Genomic DNA, 18,611 nt, shown 5'->3' with positions numbered 1-18,611 from the left:
CCCCCCCCCCCCCCGCGCCGCCCCCCGGGGCGCCGGCGCGCCCGCCCCGGGGGGGGGGGGGGGCGGGGGGGCCCCCCCCCCCCGCCCCCCCCCCCACCGCGTCATTGACCGATCGATCTCAAAGGGTCGGCGTGCCCGTACGGCACGGGGGAGGAATGCGGCCCGGAGGCCGTGCTGGCCGCCGCGATGCGGCCGTGCCGGCGCAAGGGCAAGGAGGGGACGTCCACCGGCGCCCGGTGGACGAACCCCTTCGCTCCGCTGCCGTACGCGGTCCTCAGCGAGCAGCAGCCGCACGTCCTCCCGTTCGGCGCTGATGAGTTCAACCCCCCGGTCCACCGCTTCGGGTACGTGGTTCCCACCTGGCGCCACCTACTTGTGCGGGGGCAGGGCGGGCAAGTGGCCCATGGCGGTGGTCCGGGCTGGTCGGAGCTGGGCGGCCGTGACCGGCAATTCCCTAGAGTTCTCTGTCCTCGCTGGTCCGTGCCCTGCACGGCGTGCTGGGCTATGGGTCGCCCACCCACCACAGGGAGAAGCCATGTGTGATGCGCGAGGTCCGCGTCCGATACCACGGGGAAGGGCCGGTCGGCCCGCAGCGGGCCCCGGCGTGACGAGGGGATAGATCCAAGATGCTCCTCACTGACCTCCACGGCAGTGGCCCGTCGAGCTCTCGAATCACCATGCTCGGCCCCGACTTTCCCTTCGCCTACGACGATTGGCTGCGCCACCCGGCGGGCCTGGGCAGCGTCCCGGCCGACGCGATGGGAACCGAGGTCGCGATCGTCGGCGGCGGGATGGCCGGGCTGGTCGCCGCGTACGAACTGATGCGGATGGGACTGCGTCCGGTTCTCCACGCGGCGGAGCGCCGGGGCGGCCGGATGCGCGCCGCCGGCTTCGACGGGTTTCCGGACGAGGTGGCCGAGATGGGGGCCATGCGGTTCCCGCTCTCGGCCGCCGCGCTGTTCCACTACGTCAGCATGCTGGGCCTGCGCACCACGCCGTTCGCCAACCCGCTCAGCCCCAGCACCCCCATGACGGTGTTGGACATCGGCGGCGTCAGCCACTGGGCCCGGACCGAGGCCGATCTGCCGCCCGTCTACCGGGAGGTCGCCGATGCCTGGGACAAGACGTTGCGCGAGCAGGCCGACGTATGGGTCATGCAGGAGGCGATCCGCACCCGGGACACGGCCACGATCAAGGCGATATGGAACCGTCTCGTACCGCTCCTTGACGACCAGTCCTTCTACGGCTTCCTCAGCTCCGCGCCCGCCTTCGCCTCCTTCCGGCTCCGTGAGCTCTTCGGGCAGGTCGGCTTCGGCACCGGCGGCTGGGACACCGACTTCCCCAACTCGATGCTGGAGATCCTCCGCGTCGTCTACACCGAGGCCGACGATCACCAGCAGACCATCGAGGGAGGCTGCGAACAGGTACCGCTGGGCCTGTGGCGGCACGCTCCCGAGGGCCTCGCGCACTGGCCGGCCGGTACGTCGCTCGCCACGCTCCACGAAGACCGACCCCGGCCCGCCGTCACCGCGCTGCGTCGGGCGGGGGAACGCATCGAGGTCACCGACGCCGACGGCCGGACGCGCGACTACCGGGCGGTGGTCTTCACCGGGCAGCACCGGCTGCTGAACAGCCGGGTCGCCTGCGACGACGCGCTGCTGCCGGGGCCGGTCCGGTCGGCGATCGAGCGCACCCACTACATGGGTTCCTCCAAACTGTTCGTGCTCACCGACCGGCCGTTCTGGCTGGACGTCGACGCCGCGACCGGGCGGGACGTGATGGGCATGACGCTCACCGACAGGCTGCCGCGTTCGGTGTACCTCTTCGGCCGGGGGCCCGACCGGCCCGGAGTGATGTGCCTGTCCTACACCTGGAACGACGACTCGCAGCGGGTCGCCGCGTTGTCCGCCGATGAGCGGTTGGAGGACGTCCTGCGCTCGCTCGGCGAAATCTATCCGGGCGTGGACATCCGGTCGCACATCATCGCGCCGCCGGTGGCCGTCAGTTGGGAGAACGAACCCTGGTTCACCGGGGCCTTCAAGGCCAACCTGCCGGGCCACTATCGCTACCAGCGCCGCCTGTTCACCCACTTCATGCAGGGTGCGCTGCCTGAGCACCAGCGGGGATTCTTCCTGGCCGGCGACGACATCTCCTGGACCGGCGGCTTCGCGGAGGGCGCGGTCACCACGGCGCTGAACGCCGTATGGGGTGTCGTACGCCATCTCGGCGGCGGCAGCCATCCGGCCAACCCCGGGCCGGGGGACGTGTTCACCGAGCTCGCCCCCCTGGAACTGGACGAGTCCTGACCCGGGGCACCACGAAGAAGCGGTCCCGTGTGCACCCGGCACACCGGACCGCCGCTTCGTGACAGACCCCTCAGCCGCCGCGCTGCTGTCGAGCCGTCTGCCCTTGGGGGCCGTGAGCGTCCGCCTGAACAGGCAATACCCCACAGCCGATACACAGAAGCAAAGAGAAAAAGGGAAGGGAAGCAGCGTGAGCGTGAGCCCCCCTGACGACGGCCAGTGGTGCCGCCGGCTCCCCTCGGCGTCCCCCGCCGCCCACTGCCCGTCCGGAGGGGCCGAGGGTGTCGGCCATGACACCCGAGCCCGTATTGGTGTCCGTTACCGTACGCACGCCGATGGCGCGCGTACGGCCGGCTCTTCACGTCAAGGGCGCGTGCACTAAGGCAGCCCCTAGAATCTGCCCGGCCTCACGCACTTCATGAGGTCTCAGTGGGCCCCGTGTTTTGGGAAACGACCAGATATCACGTCGATGGTGAACCCAGTATTGCGTATACCCAAATCTTCCTTCTTAATGGGTTCGGTCAGCTCGAAGCGAGGGAGTTGTCTGCCCGGGATTCTGGATCGGCACGGGCGGCGAGGGAGTGGCCGGTTCGGAAGGGACGGAGGAACGCATCATGAGCGCGGAACTCGCGGAAATCCGATTCGACCACGACGTGCCTGGCATAACGCTGACGACGAGGGGGTCGGCGTCCGCCGCTGAACGGCCGCCCGGCTCCGCGGCGGCTGCCGGGACCGACAGTCGGGCGGCCGTTCTCCGCCGGTCACTTGACGAAGTCGGGCAGCACGCGGGGCGGCCAACTGCCGACCGTGAAGACGCCCATCGCGTAGGCGCGGGAAACCAGCGTGGCGCGGTTGGGCGCCTTGAATCGGCGCAGCATCAGACCCACGTGGTACTCGACGCCCTGGCGGCTCAGGTACAGGCGCGAGGCCAGTTGGACGGTCGATGCGCCGGTGGCGACCCCTTCCAGGATGCGGGCGTCGAGAGGCTTGAGGAGGGGCATCGACTTCGCGGTTGCCGGGGCCGCCTCGGACAGGTCGTCGTCGGGGGCCATCAGGACGACGACACCCGAGAAGGCGTCTCCCTCCCCCTGGATCGCGATGCCTGTCATCTCGGTCGTGAAGACCCGGTCATGGCCGCGTTTGGCGACGACCTTTTCCACGAACCTGCCGCCGTGGCCGTCCGAGAGATGACTAAAATGCTTGGGCAGGATATCGCGGGCGCTCGGGTGCAGCACGTCGTAGATGCTCTGCCCGCAGACCTCCTGTGAGGGACGCGCGACATGGCGGAAGAATTCGGAGTTCGCTGCTTCGATGTTGAGCTCGGCGTCGAGGCTCGCCATGCAGGTGATCGAGGTCGGTGCGGTTGTCCGACGGTTTCGGTGCACAGTGTTTTGCGCGGGCGAGGGAAGGCCGCCGGCCATGGTCGTTCGGTCGGTGTTCTGGAGCATGAAGCCTCTCCCGAGTTTCGGCTGAACAATGGATGTGCAGCGTGGTCAGTGCTGCATACCAATAGAAGGATCGGATGCGCTTTCTGTGCCGCTGGCGGTGATATCAGGGTTGGTTCACTTCGAGAGTCAACGATTTCCCTGACCCGTAGCGGAAAACTGCGATGCCCCTGTGGGGCGGGCGGCCGTGCACTGGATCTGCGTACTCGTCGCAGGGCGCCATCGGGTTGACGGGCACCACGAGCGCGCTGGCTGCTCGCTGGCCCGGCTTCAGGCGCCGGCCGGAGCGGGCCGTCAGGGGGTGACGGATCGAGTGGCGAGGGGTGCCGCTCCGGTAGATCCACTCCCGTGTCGACGGCCGGGCCGCCCTGTCGCCGACATCTGCGCCGCCGTGGCTGATCTCTGCATGATCAGAAAGGTAGGGAGCGGAATGAGCCAACACTAGAGATCTACGGTCAGGGCTGTTGCCCAAATGGGCATATCTTCCTGGTCGCGAAGGATCGGGCTGGCTCGTGGTAGCGGAGACCTTGACCAGCGGGTCCATGGTGGTGACCGTGCCGATGTCGCAGATTCGGGCGAGCGCGCGGCCCAGGTGGGACGGCAGCGCGGGGATCGTCCTGCCGAGGTCCTTGATCCGTCGGGTCAGCCGGCGGATGTCGTCGAGCCTGGCGACCGGCCTGGGCAAGGTCGGGTGAGAACTCGACGTCCGGCAGCGCGCAGCCGCCGGGTCGCCGCCCGCCACGACCCGCCGCCCTGCCGGGCACCGAGGATGAGGGCGAAGGCGGAGGGAATTCCGGGCATGGCACGACTGCCTTCCTTCATCGGGGAACAGGTCACACACGCGATGCGCCGGAACCCCGAGAAGCTCGTTCGCCGGAGCCTCCTGAAGAGTCGACTCCCGTCCGGGAAGCGGTGGAACCAGCCGCAGGTGCCGCACTCGACCGCACTTGAGTAAGAGCAGCCACGAGGTGTGTGGCGGACCGTGGAGCGCAGCGCTAGGAGGGTTGGGCACGGCGATCTCCCAGACAACGATGTCGCCGCTGGCCGTCAAACTGGTGAGGCGCTGCCGCACGCCAACGCCCATGCTGGAGTCCACCACCCCGGCCTGGCGGGATGGCGCCGCGCGTACGACCGTCGGGCCGCGACTGTGCGTCGTCCGCCTGCCCTAAGTCCTGCCTCGCAATGTCAACCATGTTCGAGGCACTCCCGATTCTGAACGTCCAGCGTGCTGCTGCGTTGGTGCCGTGGGCGGAGGCGAGGGGCAGCCCATCCTCCAGGCTTCCCCCCGGGGTTCCGCGGTGTGTCCCAGAGATCCCTGTTCTGCATAAGGACCCGTCGTGCACAAGGACCTGTCGTGAGCACGGTCAGCGCCACGGCTCCCGCCACCCCACGCCGGGCGGGGGCCCGGCGTGGGGTGGTGTGGATCTTCATCGTGTCGGATGGTCATAGCGGCTAGTTCAACGGCCAATCAAACAACTGTTGAACTAGCGCGGCCCTGCGGCGTCATGGCGGACCGTCAGCCGTCGTGTCCGAGCATCTCCTGGGAACGGCGCGACGACAGCCACGAAGCCTTCCTCGGCTTGGCCGTCTGCCTGATCACTTACCGTCATTTCAACGGCTTTGTCAGGGCCAGTTAGCCCCCGGCGTTCACGGCTTCGCGGCCTTACGGCTCACTGCTTCGCTTTGGCATCCATAAAAGTCAGCGGAAATACGTCGCCGGAATCCGAGTAATGGTGGAACCGGCCGGCCCAGGAAGGCTCCTTGAGGGCATGGACCTGGGCGCGGGGCAGTGCCATATGTACATCGCGGGCGCCGTCCTGGTCGGTCGGGGTCGGCGCGATGTGCACGGTCCAGGGAACCACCATGGAGGTGAAGTCGTACCAGAAGGGGGTGCCTTGCCCGAAGTCGATGCTGTAGAAGGGCAGCTTGGACCAGTTGTTGATCGCGACCGTGCTGTCGAACGAGTCCAGAGCCATCGTGGTCATCACGCGCTTGAAGCGCCCCGCGTCGCGTTCGGCACGGAGAAATGCCACTTCCTCGCGGATTCTCTCCGCCGTGTTCTCGGCATGAGACGCGCGGACCGCCAAGGCGACCTCACCGAGGGGGCGGGAGCGCAGTTCGGCCGCGGTCATCCCCGGCCGGGTATTGGTGACGGCGTTGCCCCAGTAGTCATCCGGTACGGCTCCGCCGACGAACGAACGGAAGTCGGCGATGAGGCCGAGCCTTTCCTCGCTGGTGTCGGGGCGGTCACGCAATGCGCCGAGGACTTTCCAGAGGTGGGCGGTCAGCGCGTCATTGGTCGACACCCACTGCTCCGTGCCGGCGAGGTCGGCCATCGCGGTGGCCTTGATGGTGGCCAGTTCAGCCGCAGTGAAGCGGGTGGTCACCGTCGTCACGCTGCCGAAGCTGCCCCGCAGGATGCGGCCGAGGAAGGCGGCCTTCCGGCCTCGCTCCATGACCGTGAGATGGGCGCCGCCTGTAGCGGTGTCACCCGCGGCCGACGCGGCGAGCGCGTCGATGACTCCGCGGTCGTGGCTGGGCTTGGAGCTTTCGAGGCCTCGGTGCTCGCGCGCCCAACTCTCCACGAAGTCCATGTAGCTGGACCCGTCGGCCACGGCGTGGTTCATCGTGAGGCCCAGAATGGAGCCGCCGCCTTTCATATGGGTGAGTTTCACCGTGAAAAGCGGCGTATCACGGTCAACCACCCAGAACGGCATGGCGTGACTGAGATGACGCTCCAGCCCCTTTTTCGCCGTGTGGTGAGGCCCGTAGTCCGGCATGGGCACGGATGCGTGTGCCTCGACGAAGCGCACACCGGCGTCGTTGCAGAGCACGCTGAGACCGCCGTCGGAATCCCTCTTCATGCGGCCGGCAAGGATCGGGAAGTTGCGCAACGTTCTACCCAGGGAGGCACGGAGCGCCTCGCCGTCGAGTGTCTCCCGGTAGAAAAAGACACGAGGCGTGTAGACCGTGCCGATGAGCATGTCGTAGACGCTCAACTGTATGCGGTCACCGCTCGCCTCTCCGGCACGTACGGTTGACGTTTGCCTGGCGCCGCTCTCGGTGGCGGATGCCGTCATACTCACACGCTCTTTCGTCCGGACCGAACACGCTGTCGCGTCGACGCGTTGACCCTAAACCCCCGATCGTGCGCGGCCTCACGAAAGGGAACCGGGTTTAGGGAACCCCCTCACCTTCCGTCGAAGTCGATTATTCCCGGAGGCCGTGGGCGTCCCGCGGAGCACGTGGCGGAACAGGGTGCCTGGCGGGCGAAACCCAGGTCAGGCACCTCTTTCTGAGCGTCTAGAAAAACCTCAGCTCCTTGGCCGAATACGGCACCAGAAGGTTCTTCATCTGTTGGTGGTGCATGGCTCAGATGCGCTTTGACCAGCGAAAACAGCTTCGATCGGCCACAAGCTGCGGATGGCTGATTCGGGCCTGGTCCGGATCTTGGCCCGAAGGTTCGTGGGGATGAGCGCTCCTTGAGGCAGTCGACACCGGTGATCTCGGCACCGCCCTCCTGAACGGGCCTGCGCCAGCACCGGAACACCGCCGCGCGCAGAGCGGATCTCCGCCTTGACACCGACGTGGGGACCCGCGCCGAAACACCTCCGCTCGCGCGGAGCGGACAAGACAGGAGCCGGTAGCGGCAGTGGCGATGGGTCCGCTCTGCACCCGCGGAAGCGTCCCGTGGCCTTGGGCGCCGTCGAACACCACGGGCACTTATCCACCCGAGGAGCAGGTCTGGCAGCCGCCGTACCCGTCGTGAGCGCGTTGCCCATTCTGGGCCTTGTGCGTCGGACGGCGGGAACCGGGGCGGTGCGCCATGTCCTGCTCATAGCTGTCGCCAGGCTCGGCGGCGCGCCTCTGCGGCGACTGCCGGAACCACCGCGGCCAGTGCGGGTTCTGGTCAGACGGAACCGTGGGGTGAGCCGCCGAGGAGCTTCTCCATCGAGGCGAGGTCTTCGGTGAAGGTGTCACGGCGTCGGCGGGGGCCACATCCATCGATCAGGCGGGCGTAGTCGGCCGCGGCGGCGGTGATGCGGTCCCCGAGGGCTGAGTCCTGCTGGGTGCCGAAGTCCTCGGTGGCGGCGTAGACGCCTCTTGGTGAGACGATCGCGTGCAGATAGGAGAACATCGGCCGCAGCGCGTGCTCCAGGACGAGAGAGTGGCGTTCGGTCCCCCCGGTGGCGCCGATGAGGACAGGCATGTCCGAGAGGGTCTCCTGCGGCAGTACGTCGAAGAAGCACTTGAACAGACCGCTGTAGGAGGCGTTGAAGGCCGGCGTCACCGCGATGAGGCCGTCGGCGTCCGCAACCGTTTGGAACGCCTCCTCAAGCGGGGGCGTGGCGAAGCCGGTGAACATCGCGTCCATGATCGCGTGGCCCAGGGGGCGCAGTTCCACGAATGACCCGTCAGCCGTCATCCCGCGTTCGGACAGCCCGGTACGCACGGCTGCTTCGAGCCAGTTGGCGAGGAGGCGCGTCGAAGACGGCTCGCGCAGGCCGCTGCTGACAATCGCGACTTTAGTCACTGTCGCTCCTGTTCTTCGCCTGTGTTCGGACTCGGACTCGGGTCCGGCTCTCGGTCCGCTTCTCGCGCCGCATCGATCTGCGACTGGTGGGTGGGGGCGGCGGGGACGTCGTCCGGCCTGCCGGTGGCGAATTCCTTCCGGAGCGTCGGCACCACTTCTTCGCCGAGGAGATCCAGTTGCTCCAGCACGGTCTTCAGCGGCAGTCCGGCATGGTCGATGAGGAACAGCTGACGCTGATAGTCCCCGACGTAGTCGCGAAATCCCAGTGTCTTCTCGATGACCTGGGCGGGCGACCCCACCGTCAAGGGCGTGAGGGAGGTGAAGTCTTCCAGCGAGGGGCCGTGGCCGTACACGGGTGCGTTGTCGAAGTAGGGACGGAAGTCGTTGACGGCGTCCTGGCTGTTGCGGCGCATGAAGACCTGTCCGCCGAGCCCCACGATGGCCTGGGAGGCGTGTCCATGGCCGTGGAGCTCGAAGCGCTGACGGTACAGCTCCACCATGCGTTGGGTGTGGGACGCGGGCCAGAAGATGTGGTTCGCGAAGAACCCGTCTCCGTAGTAGGCGGCGAGTTCCGCGACCTCCGGTGTGCGGATGGACCCATGCCAGACGAACGGCGGCACGCCGTCGAGCGGGCGGGGAGCGAGTGTGAATCCGTGGAGTGGACTGCGCAACTCACCTTCCCAGTCCACCACTTCCTCCCGCCACAGCCGGCGCAGCAGGCCGTAGTGCTCGACGGTCAGGGGGATTGCCTTGCGGATGTCCTGGCCGAACCACGGGTAGACGGGGCCGGTGTTGCCGCGTCCGAGGATGACGTCCGTGCGCCCCTGGGACAGGTGTTGCAGCACACTGAAGTCCTCGGCGATCTTGACCGGGTCGTTGGTGGTGATCAGCGTTGTGGAGGTGGACAGGACGATCCGCTCGGTCCGTGCCGCGATGAAGCCGAGCAGGGTGGTGGGGGAGGATGGCACGAAAGGCGGGTTGTGGTGCTCGCCGGTCGCGAAGACGTCCAGTCCGACCTCTTCCACTTTCTCGGCGATGGTGACGGTGGCCTGGATGCGCTCCGCCTCGGTCGGGGTATGGCCCGTGGTGGGGTCGGGGGTGACGTCGCCGACGGTGAAGATGCCGAACTGCATGTCTGTCATCGCACTGGCCTTTCCGCTTCCGCGTTGGCTCACACAGCCTTCGGCCCTGTCGCCGAGGCGGCCCCGAGGTCCGTGTGCAGGGGTTTATTGAACGGTTCCTGGGGGTGGGTCGGCGAATATCCCCTCCAGCATTCCGGTGGCCTGGCCGACCTCGATGAGGTAGCCGTCCGGGTCACGCAGGTAGCAGCGAAGTTCTGCCTTGCGGTCCAGCGGGACGGTGAGGAATTCCGCGCCCTTGGCGGTGGCGTCGGCGTGGAAGGCGGCGATGTCGGCCACGCGCACGTTCATGAAGCTGGAGACGGTGTTCCGGTTTTCAGGGGTCGGTGGTGCCAAGGTGACTCCGGGCTTATCGGGAGTGGGGCCGCCGCCAGGGTTCATGATGATCCAGCTATTGACGACCTTCACGATGCCGGGGTTCTCCTCCAGCACAATCTCACCACCGAGGATGTCGGCATAGAAACGCCGTGAGGCCGCCACATCGCGAACAGTCAGAAAATGGGTGAGGATCAATCCATGCTCGGGCGCCGGCAGATCATTGCGGTTCGTCATCATCGTCCTCCCGTCGGGACGGTTGTCGCTCTCTCCTCATCCAGGTACGAGTGACCCCGTCCGACCGCTGCTATGCATCATCGACCGTGTTTCATTGCAGGGTGAGGAGTGTGCACTGCGATACCGCGGCTCTCGGAGCAGCCCTGGCGCGTATACCGCCGGGGCGCACTGCTCGCAGCTGAGGATGGAGAGGAACAACATCGGCATTCCGCTGCCCTGCTCCTGGTGCTTCTGGTCGCGGAGAGCGTTGAGTTGGGGGAAATACCGGCGAAGGATGGAGCGCAGGTTGTCGGCGTTGGGGCGCCCCCAGTCCCGTTGCAACTCGGCGGTGAGCGACATAGCCGTCACCGGCTGTGCGCCGGTATGAACCATGCGTTGCATCGCCCGATCGTGGGCGTCTTGACTCCCTCCGCCGATCGCGTCCGCCACCGGGTAGAGGTCTTCGCCGCGCGTACGCAGGGCGGATCGGGGGACCAGGGTTCGAGTGACACGGTCAGGCGTCGCTCCCGCCGTCGGGCTGATCACTCGTGCTGCCATAGCGCCGCTCAAACTGCGCTATGCGTCCCTCGGGGTCAACCTTCCGTGCCTTGCCGGTATAGAACGGGTGACTCTCCGAGGAGATGTCTATATCCACGACCGGGTAGGTCGCGCCGTCATCCCACTCGATCAGATGATCGCTGTTCGCGGTGGAGCGTGTGAGGAAGGCGTAGCCCGCCGCACGGTCCCGGAACACCACAGGGTGGTACTCCGGGTGCTTGTCCTGCTGCATGAGCCCTCCTTCAGGACCATAGGCATACCGGCTGACAACACATGTCAGGAAGGGGTGTTTGGCCTCCCTGTGATTACCGCGTATCGCCCGTGCTTCCCGACGTGTGAGCCGCCCGACCGCCGGTGAGTATCCGAGCGGCCTTCGGTCATCCCTTCCGGGACTCCTGAAACCTCAGCTTCTCTCCTCTCCGGGCACTCCGCAACAACGCATCGGAGTCCCCTAATCGATGCCCATGGCGCGGGCCAGTCGGATATGAGTGGCGGCTTCCTCCTCCCTGCTCTGCCGTTCCAGCGTGCGGCCGAGCATGAGGTGGGCATACGCCTCGGAGGGGTCCTGCTTGAGTACGGTGCGCAACTCACCCTCGGCACGTGTCAACTGCGCGGAGTGGTAATAAGCGCGAGCCAGGAGCATTCGGGCGGCCATATTCTCCGGAGCGCTCTCGACGATGCTGTGGAGTTTCCGGGCCGCGGCGGCGTAGTCCTTGGCCTCGAAAAGCAATTGAGCGCGCTCGTATTCCTTAGCGGGCATTCCTGTCACGGTCGGTTCCCTTCTCGGTGTGGTGGTACCCGCGAGTGCCCGCCTGTGCCCTTTGGAATCCGTCGCCTGGTGGAGGCCACTCTGTTGCGGACTGTGCCGTGGACCGCTAGTCCTCCGCTCGCTGGGTTACGGGTGCCTCTGTGCGGTCTCCTGGGAACTCATACCACCGGCGTTGTAGGCAGACGTACCGCACATCGGCTTCGACCAGGCGGAGGAAGGCCGCGACGGTTTCGGCGAGGCGTTCCTGGAGGCCGGAGTCGCTGAGCCGGCCGTCCTCGGTGAAGCCCTGGTGAGCCTTGGCGAGGCTGAACATGTCTGGATAGACGCGGGTGCCGAGGTGCTCCAGGGGAACCCTCAGCGCCCAGAGCCCGCGGTTACCGCCGCTCAGGGACGGGGAAGCGGAGACGAGCAGCGCGTGCTTGGTCTTGAACGGTTGTGGTTGGACGCGCGAGACCCAGTCGATGGTGTTCTTCAGGATGCCGGGCACGGAGGCGTTGTACTCAGGAGAGGAGATCACGAAGGCGTCGGACGACTTGAGCCGGTCGCGCAGCGCGAGAGCACCCTCGGGAAGCCCCTCGGTGACCTCCACATCGCCGTCGTACGGGGGCGTGCCGAAGTCGCGCATGGCGGCGAGGTCCGCGGTGGCGCCCGTGTCGGCGATCATGCGGGCCACGAGGGCGCCGAGGCGGGCATTGGCGGACTCAGCCCGCAGTGAGGCGCCGAAGACGAGCACGCGCAACGGGCCGGGGTGGGCATCCGTGGGCATGAGCGATGTCCCTAAGGCGTGGGGGTTCGCCCGGCTTGGGCGACTATGTCGACCAGTGTGGTCCGCGCAGGGCTGCCGCGCGATAGGGATGAGCCTTCCGGGGCCCCTGAAGCTTCGTGGTGCGGAGGGACTCGGGCCCGGGGTGTGTGGCGGAAGTGGCTGTGAAAGTGGCTGTTGACCGTGGATGATCATGCTCTGTGGGGCGTGGTGATCGGGCGAACGACCAGCGGGTTCGGCTGGAGCCGTTGCTGCCGACCCGAGCACTCGACGCGGGCCAGTCGGGACCGAGGGCCCGCGATGACCGACACCGCCTGGTGGGATGGCGCGGCGCTGCGAGATCCCCCCGAACGTCGTACCGTGCTGATCGTGGCCTTCGATCTACCCACATCGCATCCGAGGAGGACCGACTATGGGAGGGCCAGGACCGGAAGCGAGGGTGGCACGGGCAGACAGCGCCGAGCCCCGCTTCGACGGGTTGCGCGCGCTGTTTGTCAACGCCACCCTGAAGCGGTCGCCGGAGGTCAGCAACACGGGCGGACTGATCGACCGCAGCGCCGGCATCATGAGGCACCACGGAGTACAGGTCGACACCATCCGGGCCGTCGATCACGACATCGCCACCGGCGTGTGGCCGGACATGACCGAGCACGGCTGGGAAAGCGACGAGTGGCCGCAACTGTTCCGGCGAGTCATGGATGCCGACATCCTGGTGCTGTGCGGGCCGATCTGGCTCGGTGACAACAGCTCCCTCATGAAGCAGGTCATCGAGCGGCTGTACGCCTGCTCCAGCCTGCTCAACGAGGCCGGGCAGTACGCGTACTACGGCCGTGTCGGCGGGTGTCTGATCACCGGCAACGAGGACGGCGTCAAACACTGCGCCATGAACCTGCTCTACAGTTTGCAGCATCTCGGCTACACCATCCCGCCGCAGGCCGACGCCGGCTGGATCGGCGAGGCGGGGCCCGGCCCCTCGTACCTGGACGCCGGCTCCGGCGGGCCGGACAACGACTTCACCAACCGCAACACCACCTTCATGACGTACAACCTGCTGCACCTGGCGGCGATGCTGCGCGCGGCCGGTGGCATCCCGGCGTACGGAAACCAGCGCAGCGAGTGGGACGCTGGCTGCCGTCCCGACTTCAGCAACCCCGAGCACCGGTAGAACTCTGGAGGCAGACGCCCGTGAGCACTCACCACTCGTCCGCCAGTCCGGCGGAGTCGGGGCGTGCGGCATGGCCGTCGCTGCGCGTCGCCGACTGGACCGCGACCCGGGACACGCTGCACATGTGGACGCAGATCGTCGGCAAGCTCCGGCTGGCCCACGCGCCGTTGCTCAACCACTGGTGGCAGGTCACCTTGTACGTCACCCCCAGAGGGCTGACGACCGGTGCGGTGCCCTACCGCGACGGTGTCTTCGACGCGGAGTTCGACTTCATCGGCCACCGGCTGCTCATTCGCAGCAGCGACGGCACGAGCCGCCAGGTGCCCCTGGAACCGAAGTCGGTGTCCGCCTTCTACGCCGAGACGATGGAGGCACTCGACGCGCTCGGCATTCACGCAGACTTCCAGCGACGCCCCAATGAGGTGGAGCCCTCGATCCCGTTCGCGGAGGACGATCAGCACGCCTCCTACGACGCGGAGGCGGCGCACCTCTTCTGGCGGCAACTGCTTCAGGCACACCGGGTCATGGGCCGCTTCCGTGCCCACTTCACGGGCAAAGTCAGCCCCGTGCACTTCTTTTGGGGCGGGATGGACCTGGCCTGTACCCGCTTCTCAGGCCGCTCGGCTCCCCCGCATCCCGGCGGCGCACCGAACTGCGACGACTGGGTGATGGTCGAGGGCTACTCGCGCGAGCTCTCCAGTTGCGGCTTCTGGCCGGGCGGCGGGGAGGAGGGCGCGTTCTACGCCTACGCCTATCCCGAGCCGGATGGCTTCGCCGACCACCCCGTGAAGCCGGAAGGCGCCTACTACAGCACCGAGCACGGCCAGTTCCTGCTGCCGTACGAGGACGTGCGCACTGCGCGCGACCCCGACGGCGCGCTGACGACGTTTCTGCGCACCACCTACGAAGCCGCAGCCGAGCACGGCGACTGGGACCGCGTTCACCTAGAGGACGACCCGAAGCGTCGGCCTCTGAAGTGAGCTCGCCGCCCTGCCGGAGTACCAGCGCAGGGCGGGACCTGGAAACGTTAAGGGCCTCGACGCGAGTGAAAGCCACTCCGCCCGGCCTCGGCCCCGGCCTCGGCCCCGGCCCCGGCAGTCTGGCATGGCGGCTGGGCCGATCAGGTGACACCCGGTGAGGGATGTCGTGTCGGCAGCTCCGGTGATCAGGCCGGAAGACACGCCGGCCTGATCACCGCGAGCGAGGCGACGGGACACCTCCGCTTGCGCGGAAGCGTCCCGCCCGGCGGCGCGCTGAGGGAGGGGCCGGTGCAGTCCGCTCCGCGCCCGCGGAGGTGTCCGGCCAGGTCAGGGGCCCTTTCTCCGGCCGCTAGAAGAACCCCAGCTCCTTCGCCGAGTACGACACCAGAAGGTTCTTCGTCTGCTGGTAGTGGTCGAGCATCATCTTGTGGTTCTCCCGGCCGATGCCGGACTGCTTGTAGCCGCCGAACGCCGCGTGCGCGGGGTACGCGTGGTAGCAGTTGGTCCAGACGCGGCCGGCCTGGATGGCGCGGCCCGCCCGGTAGGCCGTGGTGCCGTTGCGGGTCCAGACGCCTGCGCCCAGGCCGTACAGGGTGTCGTTCGCGATCTCGATGGCCTGGTCGAAGTCGGCGAACGGGGCCACCGCCACCACCGGGCCGAAGATCTCCTCCTGGAAGACGCGCATGTGATTGGCGCCCTCGAAGATCGTGGGCTGGACGTAGTAGCCGCCCTCCAACTCGCCACCCAGTTCTGCCCGGTCGCCGCCGGTGAGGGTCTTGGCGCCCTCCTGGCGGCCGATGTCCAGGTACGAAAGGATCTTCTCCAACTGGTCGTTGGACGCCTGCGCCCCCACCATCGTCGTGGTGTCCAGCGGATGCCCCTGCACGATCTTCTCGGTACGGGCCACGCCGGCCGCGAGGAAGTCCGCGTAGTGACCCTGCTGGATCAGGGCCCGGGAGGGACAGGTGCACACCTCGCCCTGGTTGAAGGCGAACATGGTGAACCCTTCGAGCGCCTTGTCCAGGAAGTCGTCCGCCGAGGCGGAGACGTCGTCGAAGAAGAGGTTGGGGCTCTTGCCGCCCAGCTCCAGCGTCACCGGCTTCACGTGCTCCGCCGCGTACTGCATGATCAGCCGGCCGGTGGTGGTCTCGCCGGTGAAGGCCACCTTGGCCACCCGGGCGCTGCTGGCCAGCGGTTTGCCGGCCTCCACACCGAAGCCGTTGACGATGTTGATCACGCCGGGCGGCAGCAGGTCGGCGACGAGTTCGAGCCAGACGTGGATCGAAGCCGGAGTCTGCTCGGCCGGCTTGAGGACGACCGCATTGCCCGCGGCCAGCGCCGGCGCCAGCTTCCACGCGGCCATCAGGAGCGGGAAGTTCCACGGGATGATCTGCGCCACCACGCCGAGCGGCTCGTGGAAGTGGTAGGCCACGGTGTCCGGGTCGATCTCCGAGAGGCTGCCTTCCTGCGCGCGGATGGCGCCCGCGAAGTACCGGAAGTGGTCGATGGCCAGCGGCACGTCGGCCGCCAGCGTCTCCCGTACCGGCTTGCCATTGTCCCAGCTCTCGGCCACCGCCAGCGCTTCGAGGTTCTCCTCCATCCGGTCGGCGATCTGGAGGAGCAGCGCCGCGCGCTCGGCCGCGGGCGTCCTGCCCCACGCCGGGGCTGCCGCGTGGGCGGCGTCCAGGGCCGCCTCCACGTCCTCGGCGGTCCCGCGGGCGATCTCCGTGAAGGTCTGCCCGTTGACCGGGGTCGGGTTCTCGAAGTACCGGCCCTGCCGGGGCGGCACGTAACCGCCACCGATCCAGTGGTCGTAGCGCGGCGCGAAGTTCACCACGGCGCCGTCGGAACCGGGGTGCGCATATCGAGGCATGGGACGACCTCCCTCACATGCCACCCACTCCCACCGCGGGCGGCGCTGCGCGGAGGCTAGTCAGCGCCGCGTTGCGCCGACGTTGCAGTGGGCCGCGCCAGCGCCACCGGGTGCTCCGCCGGCAGGCCGTACGCCGCCCGCAGCCGCTGGGCGTCGCGGGCGACCGCGGCCCGCTCGGCGCTGCGTACGGGCAACACGGCGAGCAGGGCCTCCCGCACCTCCAGATCGCCCTCGGCCCACGGGGTGCGGACCCAGTGCCGCAGCAGTTCGACGTCCCGGCCGTCGAGCACCGCACGCCGCACCCGGTCGTCCAGGACCGCCCGCAGCCGCCGCACCCCGGGCGCCTCCGACAGCGGGAGCAGCGGCCCCTGGTACGTACGGAGCGCGGCGTGCGGGAAGCCGGCGGCGAGTTCGTCCGCCGCCATCAGCACGTCGCAGCGGACCGTCGCGCACAGCCGGTACGGGCGGGAGCCGAGCAGCGGCCCGATCCGGCGCCGCAGCCGGGACAGTTCGGCCCGTAACGTGACGGGGTCCACCTCCTGCTCCCCGTACAGCAGCGCGGCCAGCCGGTCGCCGGTCAGGCCGTCCGGGTGGGTGGCGAGCAGGACCACGATCTCGCTGTGCCGCCGGCTGAGCCGCAGTCGTCGGCCCTGCGCCCCCCACCCCGCCGCGTCCCGGCCGAGCGCGCTCAGCCACACGTCGGGGCCGGCGGCCGGGCGGCGCTGCGAGGCCAGTTCGGCTTCGGCCGCGCGGGCCGTCGCCTGCACCAGGGCCAGGCTGTGCGGCCCGGCCAGATGGTCGCCGCCGGTGATGTCGACCGCACCGAGCAGCCGCCCGGTGTGCGGGGCGCGGACCGGCGCCGCCGCGCAGGTCCACCGCTGCATCGGGCGGCTGAAGTGCTCGGTGGCGAAGATCTGCACCGGGTGGCCGACGGTGAGCGCGGTGCCCGGCGCGGTGGTGCCCGCGTGCCGTTCGTCCCAACTGGCGCCGGCCACGAAGTTCATCCGCTCGGCCCGGCGCAGCTCGCCGCGGTGCCCGTCGACCCACAGCAGCCGGCCCAACTCGTCGCAGACGGCGAAGAGATGGCCGCCCTCCTGTGCGACGCCGCCGAGCAGTTCGCGAAAGAGCGGCAGCAGCCGGGCCAGCGGATGCCCGCTGCGGTACGCCTCCAGCGCGCCCGGCTCCAGGCTGATCGGGGCGACCACGTCGCTCGCCACCCGCGCGGTGGCCGACCGCCGCCACGACTCGGCCACCACCGGGCGCACCGATGGCGTGATGGCGCCCCGGGCCACGAACTCCTCCCAGCCGTCGCGCACCGCCCGCGACCTGCCCGCGGGGTCCGTTCCTGGCACCATCGCCAGCCACGGGTTGACGGACGCGTTGACGCTCGGGTTGACCACGGGGCCTGCCTCCTGCATTCGCATCGGACGACCTACGGTGGTGAGGCGTATCCGCACGTGTGGCAGATCTTCCAACCGTCCTGGTTGACGGCTAGCTGACCACCGCAATTCGGGCACTGTTCGGCTCGCGGGATCGGAAGGGACGGTCGTTGCTCGTCCCTGGTGTCGGACAGTACGCCACTCGTCGGTCTCATGTTCCTCGTCCGTTCTGCGGTACCCAACGCCCCCGCCAGGTGAATGCCCCGGATGGGGAGGAACACGCCCGCGGGTGACGCCCGGCGGCCCGCACGCTTCACACGGGGTGTGCGCAGCGCACCCATCGTCGGGGGTGCACACACGCTCCCGACGGCCCGCGATCCGCAGTTGACTGGAGAGCGGGCAGCCGGCCGGGCCGTCGCACGACGGAGCGGCCGGGCACCGACGCGCATCCCGGCCGTCCGCCGACCGCCACCGATATCCGCTGGTACGCGGGGTGGTCGGGCGGGCGTACGGGGCCCGCCGCCGCGCCCGAGCGGCGGGTGACACCGCGTCCGGAGCGGGTGTCGCGGCGCGCGGCGCCCTGGCTGACCCGAACGGCGCCGCGACGGCGTAAGCGCACGGACCCGGCCGCGGCTCCCTCCCCCCGCGCCGGCGGCCCTCCACCGCCCCGTACCGACGGGCCGAGGTGCGGGGCGGCGCTTCGCGCCCTGCGCGGTGATTCGCGCCCCCGCACGCGAGCGCCCGGGCGACGGGTGCAACGATGAGTCCGTCATGGAAGCGGGGCACGTTCTGCGGGCGCTGCGAGCAGCGGTGTTCGCGGCGGTCTGCGTGCTGCTCGCCGCCGCCGGGCACGCCGTCATGTCGGCGACGCCCATCCCGCTGTGGGCGCTCGGCGTCGCCCTGGCCGGCACGGGCGGTGCGGCCTGGTGCGCGGGGGGCCGCGAGCGCGGACCCGTGCTGATCATGTCGCTGACGGTCGGCGCGCAGTTGGCCCTACACACGCTCTTCAGCGCCGCCCAGACGGGCGTCGGCGGGCACGGGGCGCACGGCGGGGCACACGCCCACGGTGCCGGGGGGGGGCGGGGGGGGGCCCGGCCCCCCCCCGGCGGGCCCCCCCCCGCCGGGGCGGGGGGGGGGGCCGGGGCCCGGGGGGCGCCCCCCGGGGGGGCGGG

General features: G+C 68.9%; 15 protein-coding genes and 1 pseudogene. 6 read left to right on the top strand and 10 right to left on the bottom strand.

Annotated features, from left to right (window positions below; genetic code table 11):
• Window positions 1-626 precede the first annotated feature (626 nt).
• Window positions 627-2,306, top strand: a complete 1,680-nt coding sequence (locus tag AAHZ94_RS10690) for a flavin monoamine oxidase family protein (protein ID WP_349992492.1) — start codon at window positions 627-629, stop codon at window positions 2,304-2,306.
• A gap of 758 nt (window positions 2,307-3,064) precedes the next feature.
• Here AAHZ94_RS10690 and AAHZ94_RS10685 read toward each other — a convergent pair.
• Complete coding sequence (locus tag AAHZ94_RS10685; RefSeq protein WP_349992491.1) at window positions 3,065-3,751, bottom strand: LuxR C-terminal-related transcriptional regulator; 687 nt, start codon at window positions 3,749-3,751, stop codon at window positions 3,065-3,067.
• A 509-nt stretch (window positions 3,752-4,260) separates the two neighbouring features.
• Between AAHZ94_RS10685 and AAHZ94_RS10680 the strand changes: the two genes are divergently transcribed.
• Together AAHZ94_RS10680 and AAHZ94_RS10675 are read left to right on the top strand one after the other, a co-directional pair.
• Window positions 4,261-4,443 (top strand): hypothetical protein, encoded by a 183-nt coding sequence (locus AAHZ94_RS10680; RefSeq protein ID WP_349992490.1) that lies wholly within the window; start codon window positions 4,261-4,263, stop codon window positions 4,441-4,443.
• Window positions 4,444-4,547: 104 nt separating this feature from the next.
• Entirely contained in the window at window positions 4,548-4,703 is a 156-nt protein-coding gene (locus AAHZ94_RS10675; RefSeq protein ID WP_349992488.1) for a hypothetical protein, read from the top strand.
• A gap of 715 nt (window positions 4,704-5,418) precedes the next feature.
• On the opposite strand, the gene AAHZ94_RS10670 is transcribed toward AAHZ94_RS10675, so the two are convergent.
• The 7 genes from AAHZ94_RS10670 to AAHZ94_RS10640 form a co-directional block, all read right to left on the bottom strand.
• Complete coding sequence (locus AAHZ94_RS10670; RefSeq protein ID WP_349992486.1) at window positions 5,419-6,828, bottom strand: acyltransferase; 1,410 nt, start codon at window positions 6,826-6,828, stop codon at window positions 5,419-5,421.
• An 830-nt stretch (window positions 6,829-7,658) separates the two neighbouring features.
• Complete coding sequence (locus tag AAHZ94_RS10665; RefSeq protein ID WP_349992484.1) at window positions 7,659-8,282, bottom strand: CE1759 family FMN reductase; 624 nt, start codon at window positions 8,280-8,282, stop codon at window positions 7,659-7,661.
• A complete protein-coding gene (locus AAHZ94_RS10660) occupies window positions 8,279-9,415 on the bottom strand; it encodes an LLM class flavin-dependent oxidoreductase (protein ID WP_349992482.1) in 1,137 nt (378 codons plus the stop codon). The genes AAHZ94_RS10665 and AAHZ94_RS10660 overlap by 4 nt, the downstream gene beginning before the upstream one ends.
• Window positions 9,416-9,508: 93 nt before the next feature.
• Entirely contained in the window at window positions 9,509-9,973 is a 465-nt protein-coding gene (locus tag AAHZ94_RS10655; RefSeq protein ID WP_502964637.1) for a VOC family protein, read from the bottom strand.
• Window positions 9,974-10,466: 493 nt separating this feature from the next.
• Window positions 10,467-10,742: a type B 50S ribosomal protein L31 gene (locus AAHZ94_RS10650; RefSeq protein ID WP_349992478.1), complete on the bottom strand. Its 276-nt coding sequence runs from the start codon at window positions 10,740-10,742 to the stop codon at window positions 10,467-10,469.
• A 219-nt stretch (window positions 10,743-10,961) separates the two neighbouring features.
• On the bottom strand, window positions 10,962-11,270 hold the full coding sequence (locus AAHZ94_RS10645) for a tetratricopeptide repeat protein (RefSeq protein ID WP_349992476.1): 309 nt from the start codon (window positions 11,268-11,270) through the stop codon (window positions 10,962-10,964).
• Window positions 11,271-11,385: 115 nt separating this feature from the next.
• Window positions 11,386-12,045 carry an NADPH-dependent FMN reductase gene (locus AAHZ94_RS10640; RefSeq protein WP_349992474.1) on the bottom strand — a complete coding sequence of 220 codons (660 nt, stop codon included), beginning with the start codon at window positions 12,043-12,045 and terminating at the stop codon, window positions 11,386-11,388.
• Between the two features lie 436 nt (window positions 12,046-12,481).
• Here AAHZ94_RS10640 and AAHZ94_RS10635 point away from each other — a divergent pair, with 436 nt between their 5' ends.
• The gene (locus AAHZ94_RS10635) at window positions 12,482-13,207 is read left to right on the top strand and encodes a flavodoxin family protein (RefSeq protein WP_349992472.1); all 726 of its coding nucleotides are present in this window, start codon (window positions 12,482-12,484) and stop codon (window positions 13,205-13,207) included.
• A 20-nt stretch (window positions 13,208-13,227) separates the two neighbouring features.
• Entirely contained in the window at window positions 13,228-14,187 is a 960-nt protein-coding gene (locus AAHZ94_RS10630; protein ID WP_349992470.1) for a DUF5996 family protein, read from the top strand.
• 349 nt (window positions 14,188-14,536) lie between these two features.
• On the opposite strand, the gene exaC is transcribed toward AAHZ94_RS10630, so the two are convergent.
• A complete protein-coding gene (exaC, locus tag AAHZ94_RS10625; protein ID WP_349992468.1) occupies window positions 14,537-16,060 on the bottom strand; it encodes an acetaldehyde dehydrogenase ExaC in 1,524 nt (507 codons plus the stop codon).
• Window positions 16,061-16,116: 56 nt separating this feature from the next.
• Window positions 16,117-17,478, bottom strand: coding sequence for a helix-turn-helix domain-containing protein (locus AAHZ94_RS10620; RefSeq protein ID WP_502964636.1), 1,362 nt, complete (start codon window positions 17,476-17,478; stop codon window positions 16,117-16,119).
• Between the two features lie 732 nt (window positions 17,479-18,210).
• Here AAHZ94_RS10620 and AAHZ94_RS10615 point away from each other — a divergent pair.
• Window positions 18,211-18,611 (top strand): annotated as a pseudogene (locus tag AAHZ94_RS10615) (hypothetical protein); the annotation flags it as partial.

This window comes from Streptomyces sp. HSW2009 (genome assembly GCF_040240285.1).
GTDB lineage: Bacteria > Actinomycetota > Actinomycetes > Streptomycetales > Streptomycetaceae > Streptomyces.
This window is presented reverse-complemented; position numbering and strand designations above follow the sequence as displayed.

Excerpts from the sequence above, each read along its gene's own strand:
- AAHZ94_RS10685 (WP_349992491.1), bottom strand. The coding sequence starts at position 3,751 with ATGCTCCAGAACACCGACCGAACGACCATGGCCGGCGGCCTTCCCTCG.
- AAHZ94_RS10675 (WP_349992488.1), top strand. The coding sequence starts at position 4,548 with ATGGCACGACTGCCTTCCTTCATCGGGGAACAGGTCACACACGCGATG.
- exaC (WP_349992468.1), bottom strand. The coding sequence starts at position 16,060 with ATGCCTCGATATGCGCACCCCGGTTCCGACGGCGCCGTGGTGAACTTC.
- AAHZ94_RS10660 (WP_349992482.1), bottom strand. The coding sequence starts at position 9,415 with ATGCAGTTCGGCATCTTCACCGTCGGCGACGTCACCCCCGACCCCACC.
- AAHZ94_RS10670 (WP_349992486.1), bottom strand. The coding sequence starts at position 6,828 with ATGACGGCATCCGCCACCGAGAGCGGCGCCAGGCAAACGTCAACCGTA.
- AAHZ94_RS10655 (WP_502964637.1), bottom strand. The coding sequence starts at position 9,973 with ATGACGAACCGCAATGATCTGCCGGCGCCCGAGCATGGATTGATCCTC.
- AAHZ94_RS10645 (WP_349992476.1), bottom strand. The coding sequence starts at position 11,270 with ATGCCCGCTAAGGAATACGAGCGCGCTCAATTGCTTTTCGAGGCCAAG.
- AAHZ94_RS10690 (WP_349992492.1), top strand. The coding sequence starts at position 627 with ATGCTCCTCACTGACCTCCACGGCAGTGGCCCGTCGAGCTCTCGAATC.
- AAHZ94_RS10620 (WP_502964636.1), bottom strand. The coding sequence starts at position 17,478 with ATGCAGGAGGCAGGCCCCGTGGTCAACCCGAGCGTCAACGCGTCCGTC.
- AAHZ94_RS10650 (WP_349992478.1), bottom strand. The coding sequence starts at position 10,742 with ATGCAGCAGGACAAGCACCCGGAGTACCACCCTGTGGTGTTCCGGGAC.
- AAHZ94_RS10640 (WP_349992474.1), bottom strand. The coding sequence starts at position 12,045 with ATGCCCACGGATGCCCACCCCGGCCCGTTGCGCGTGCTCGTCTTCGGC.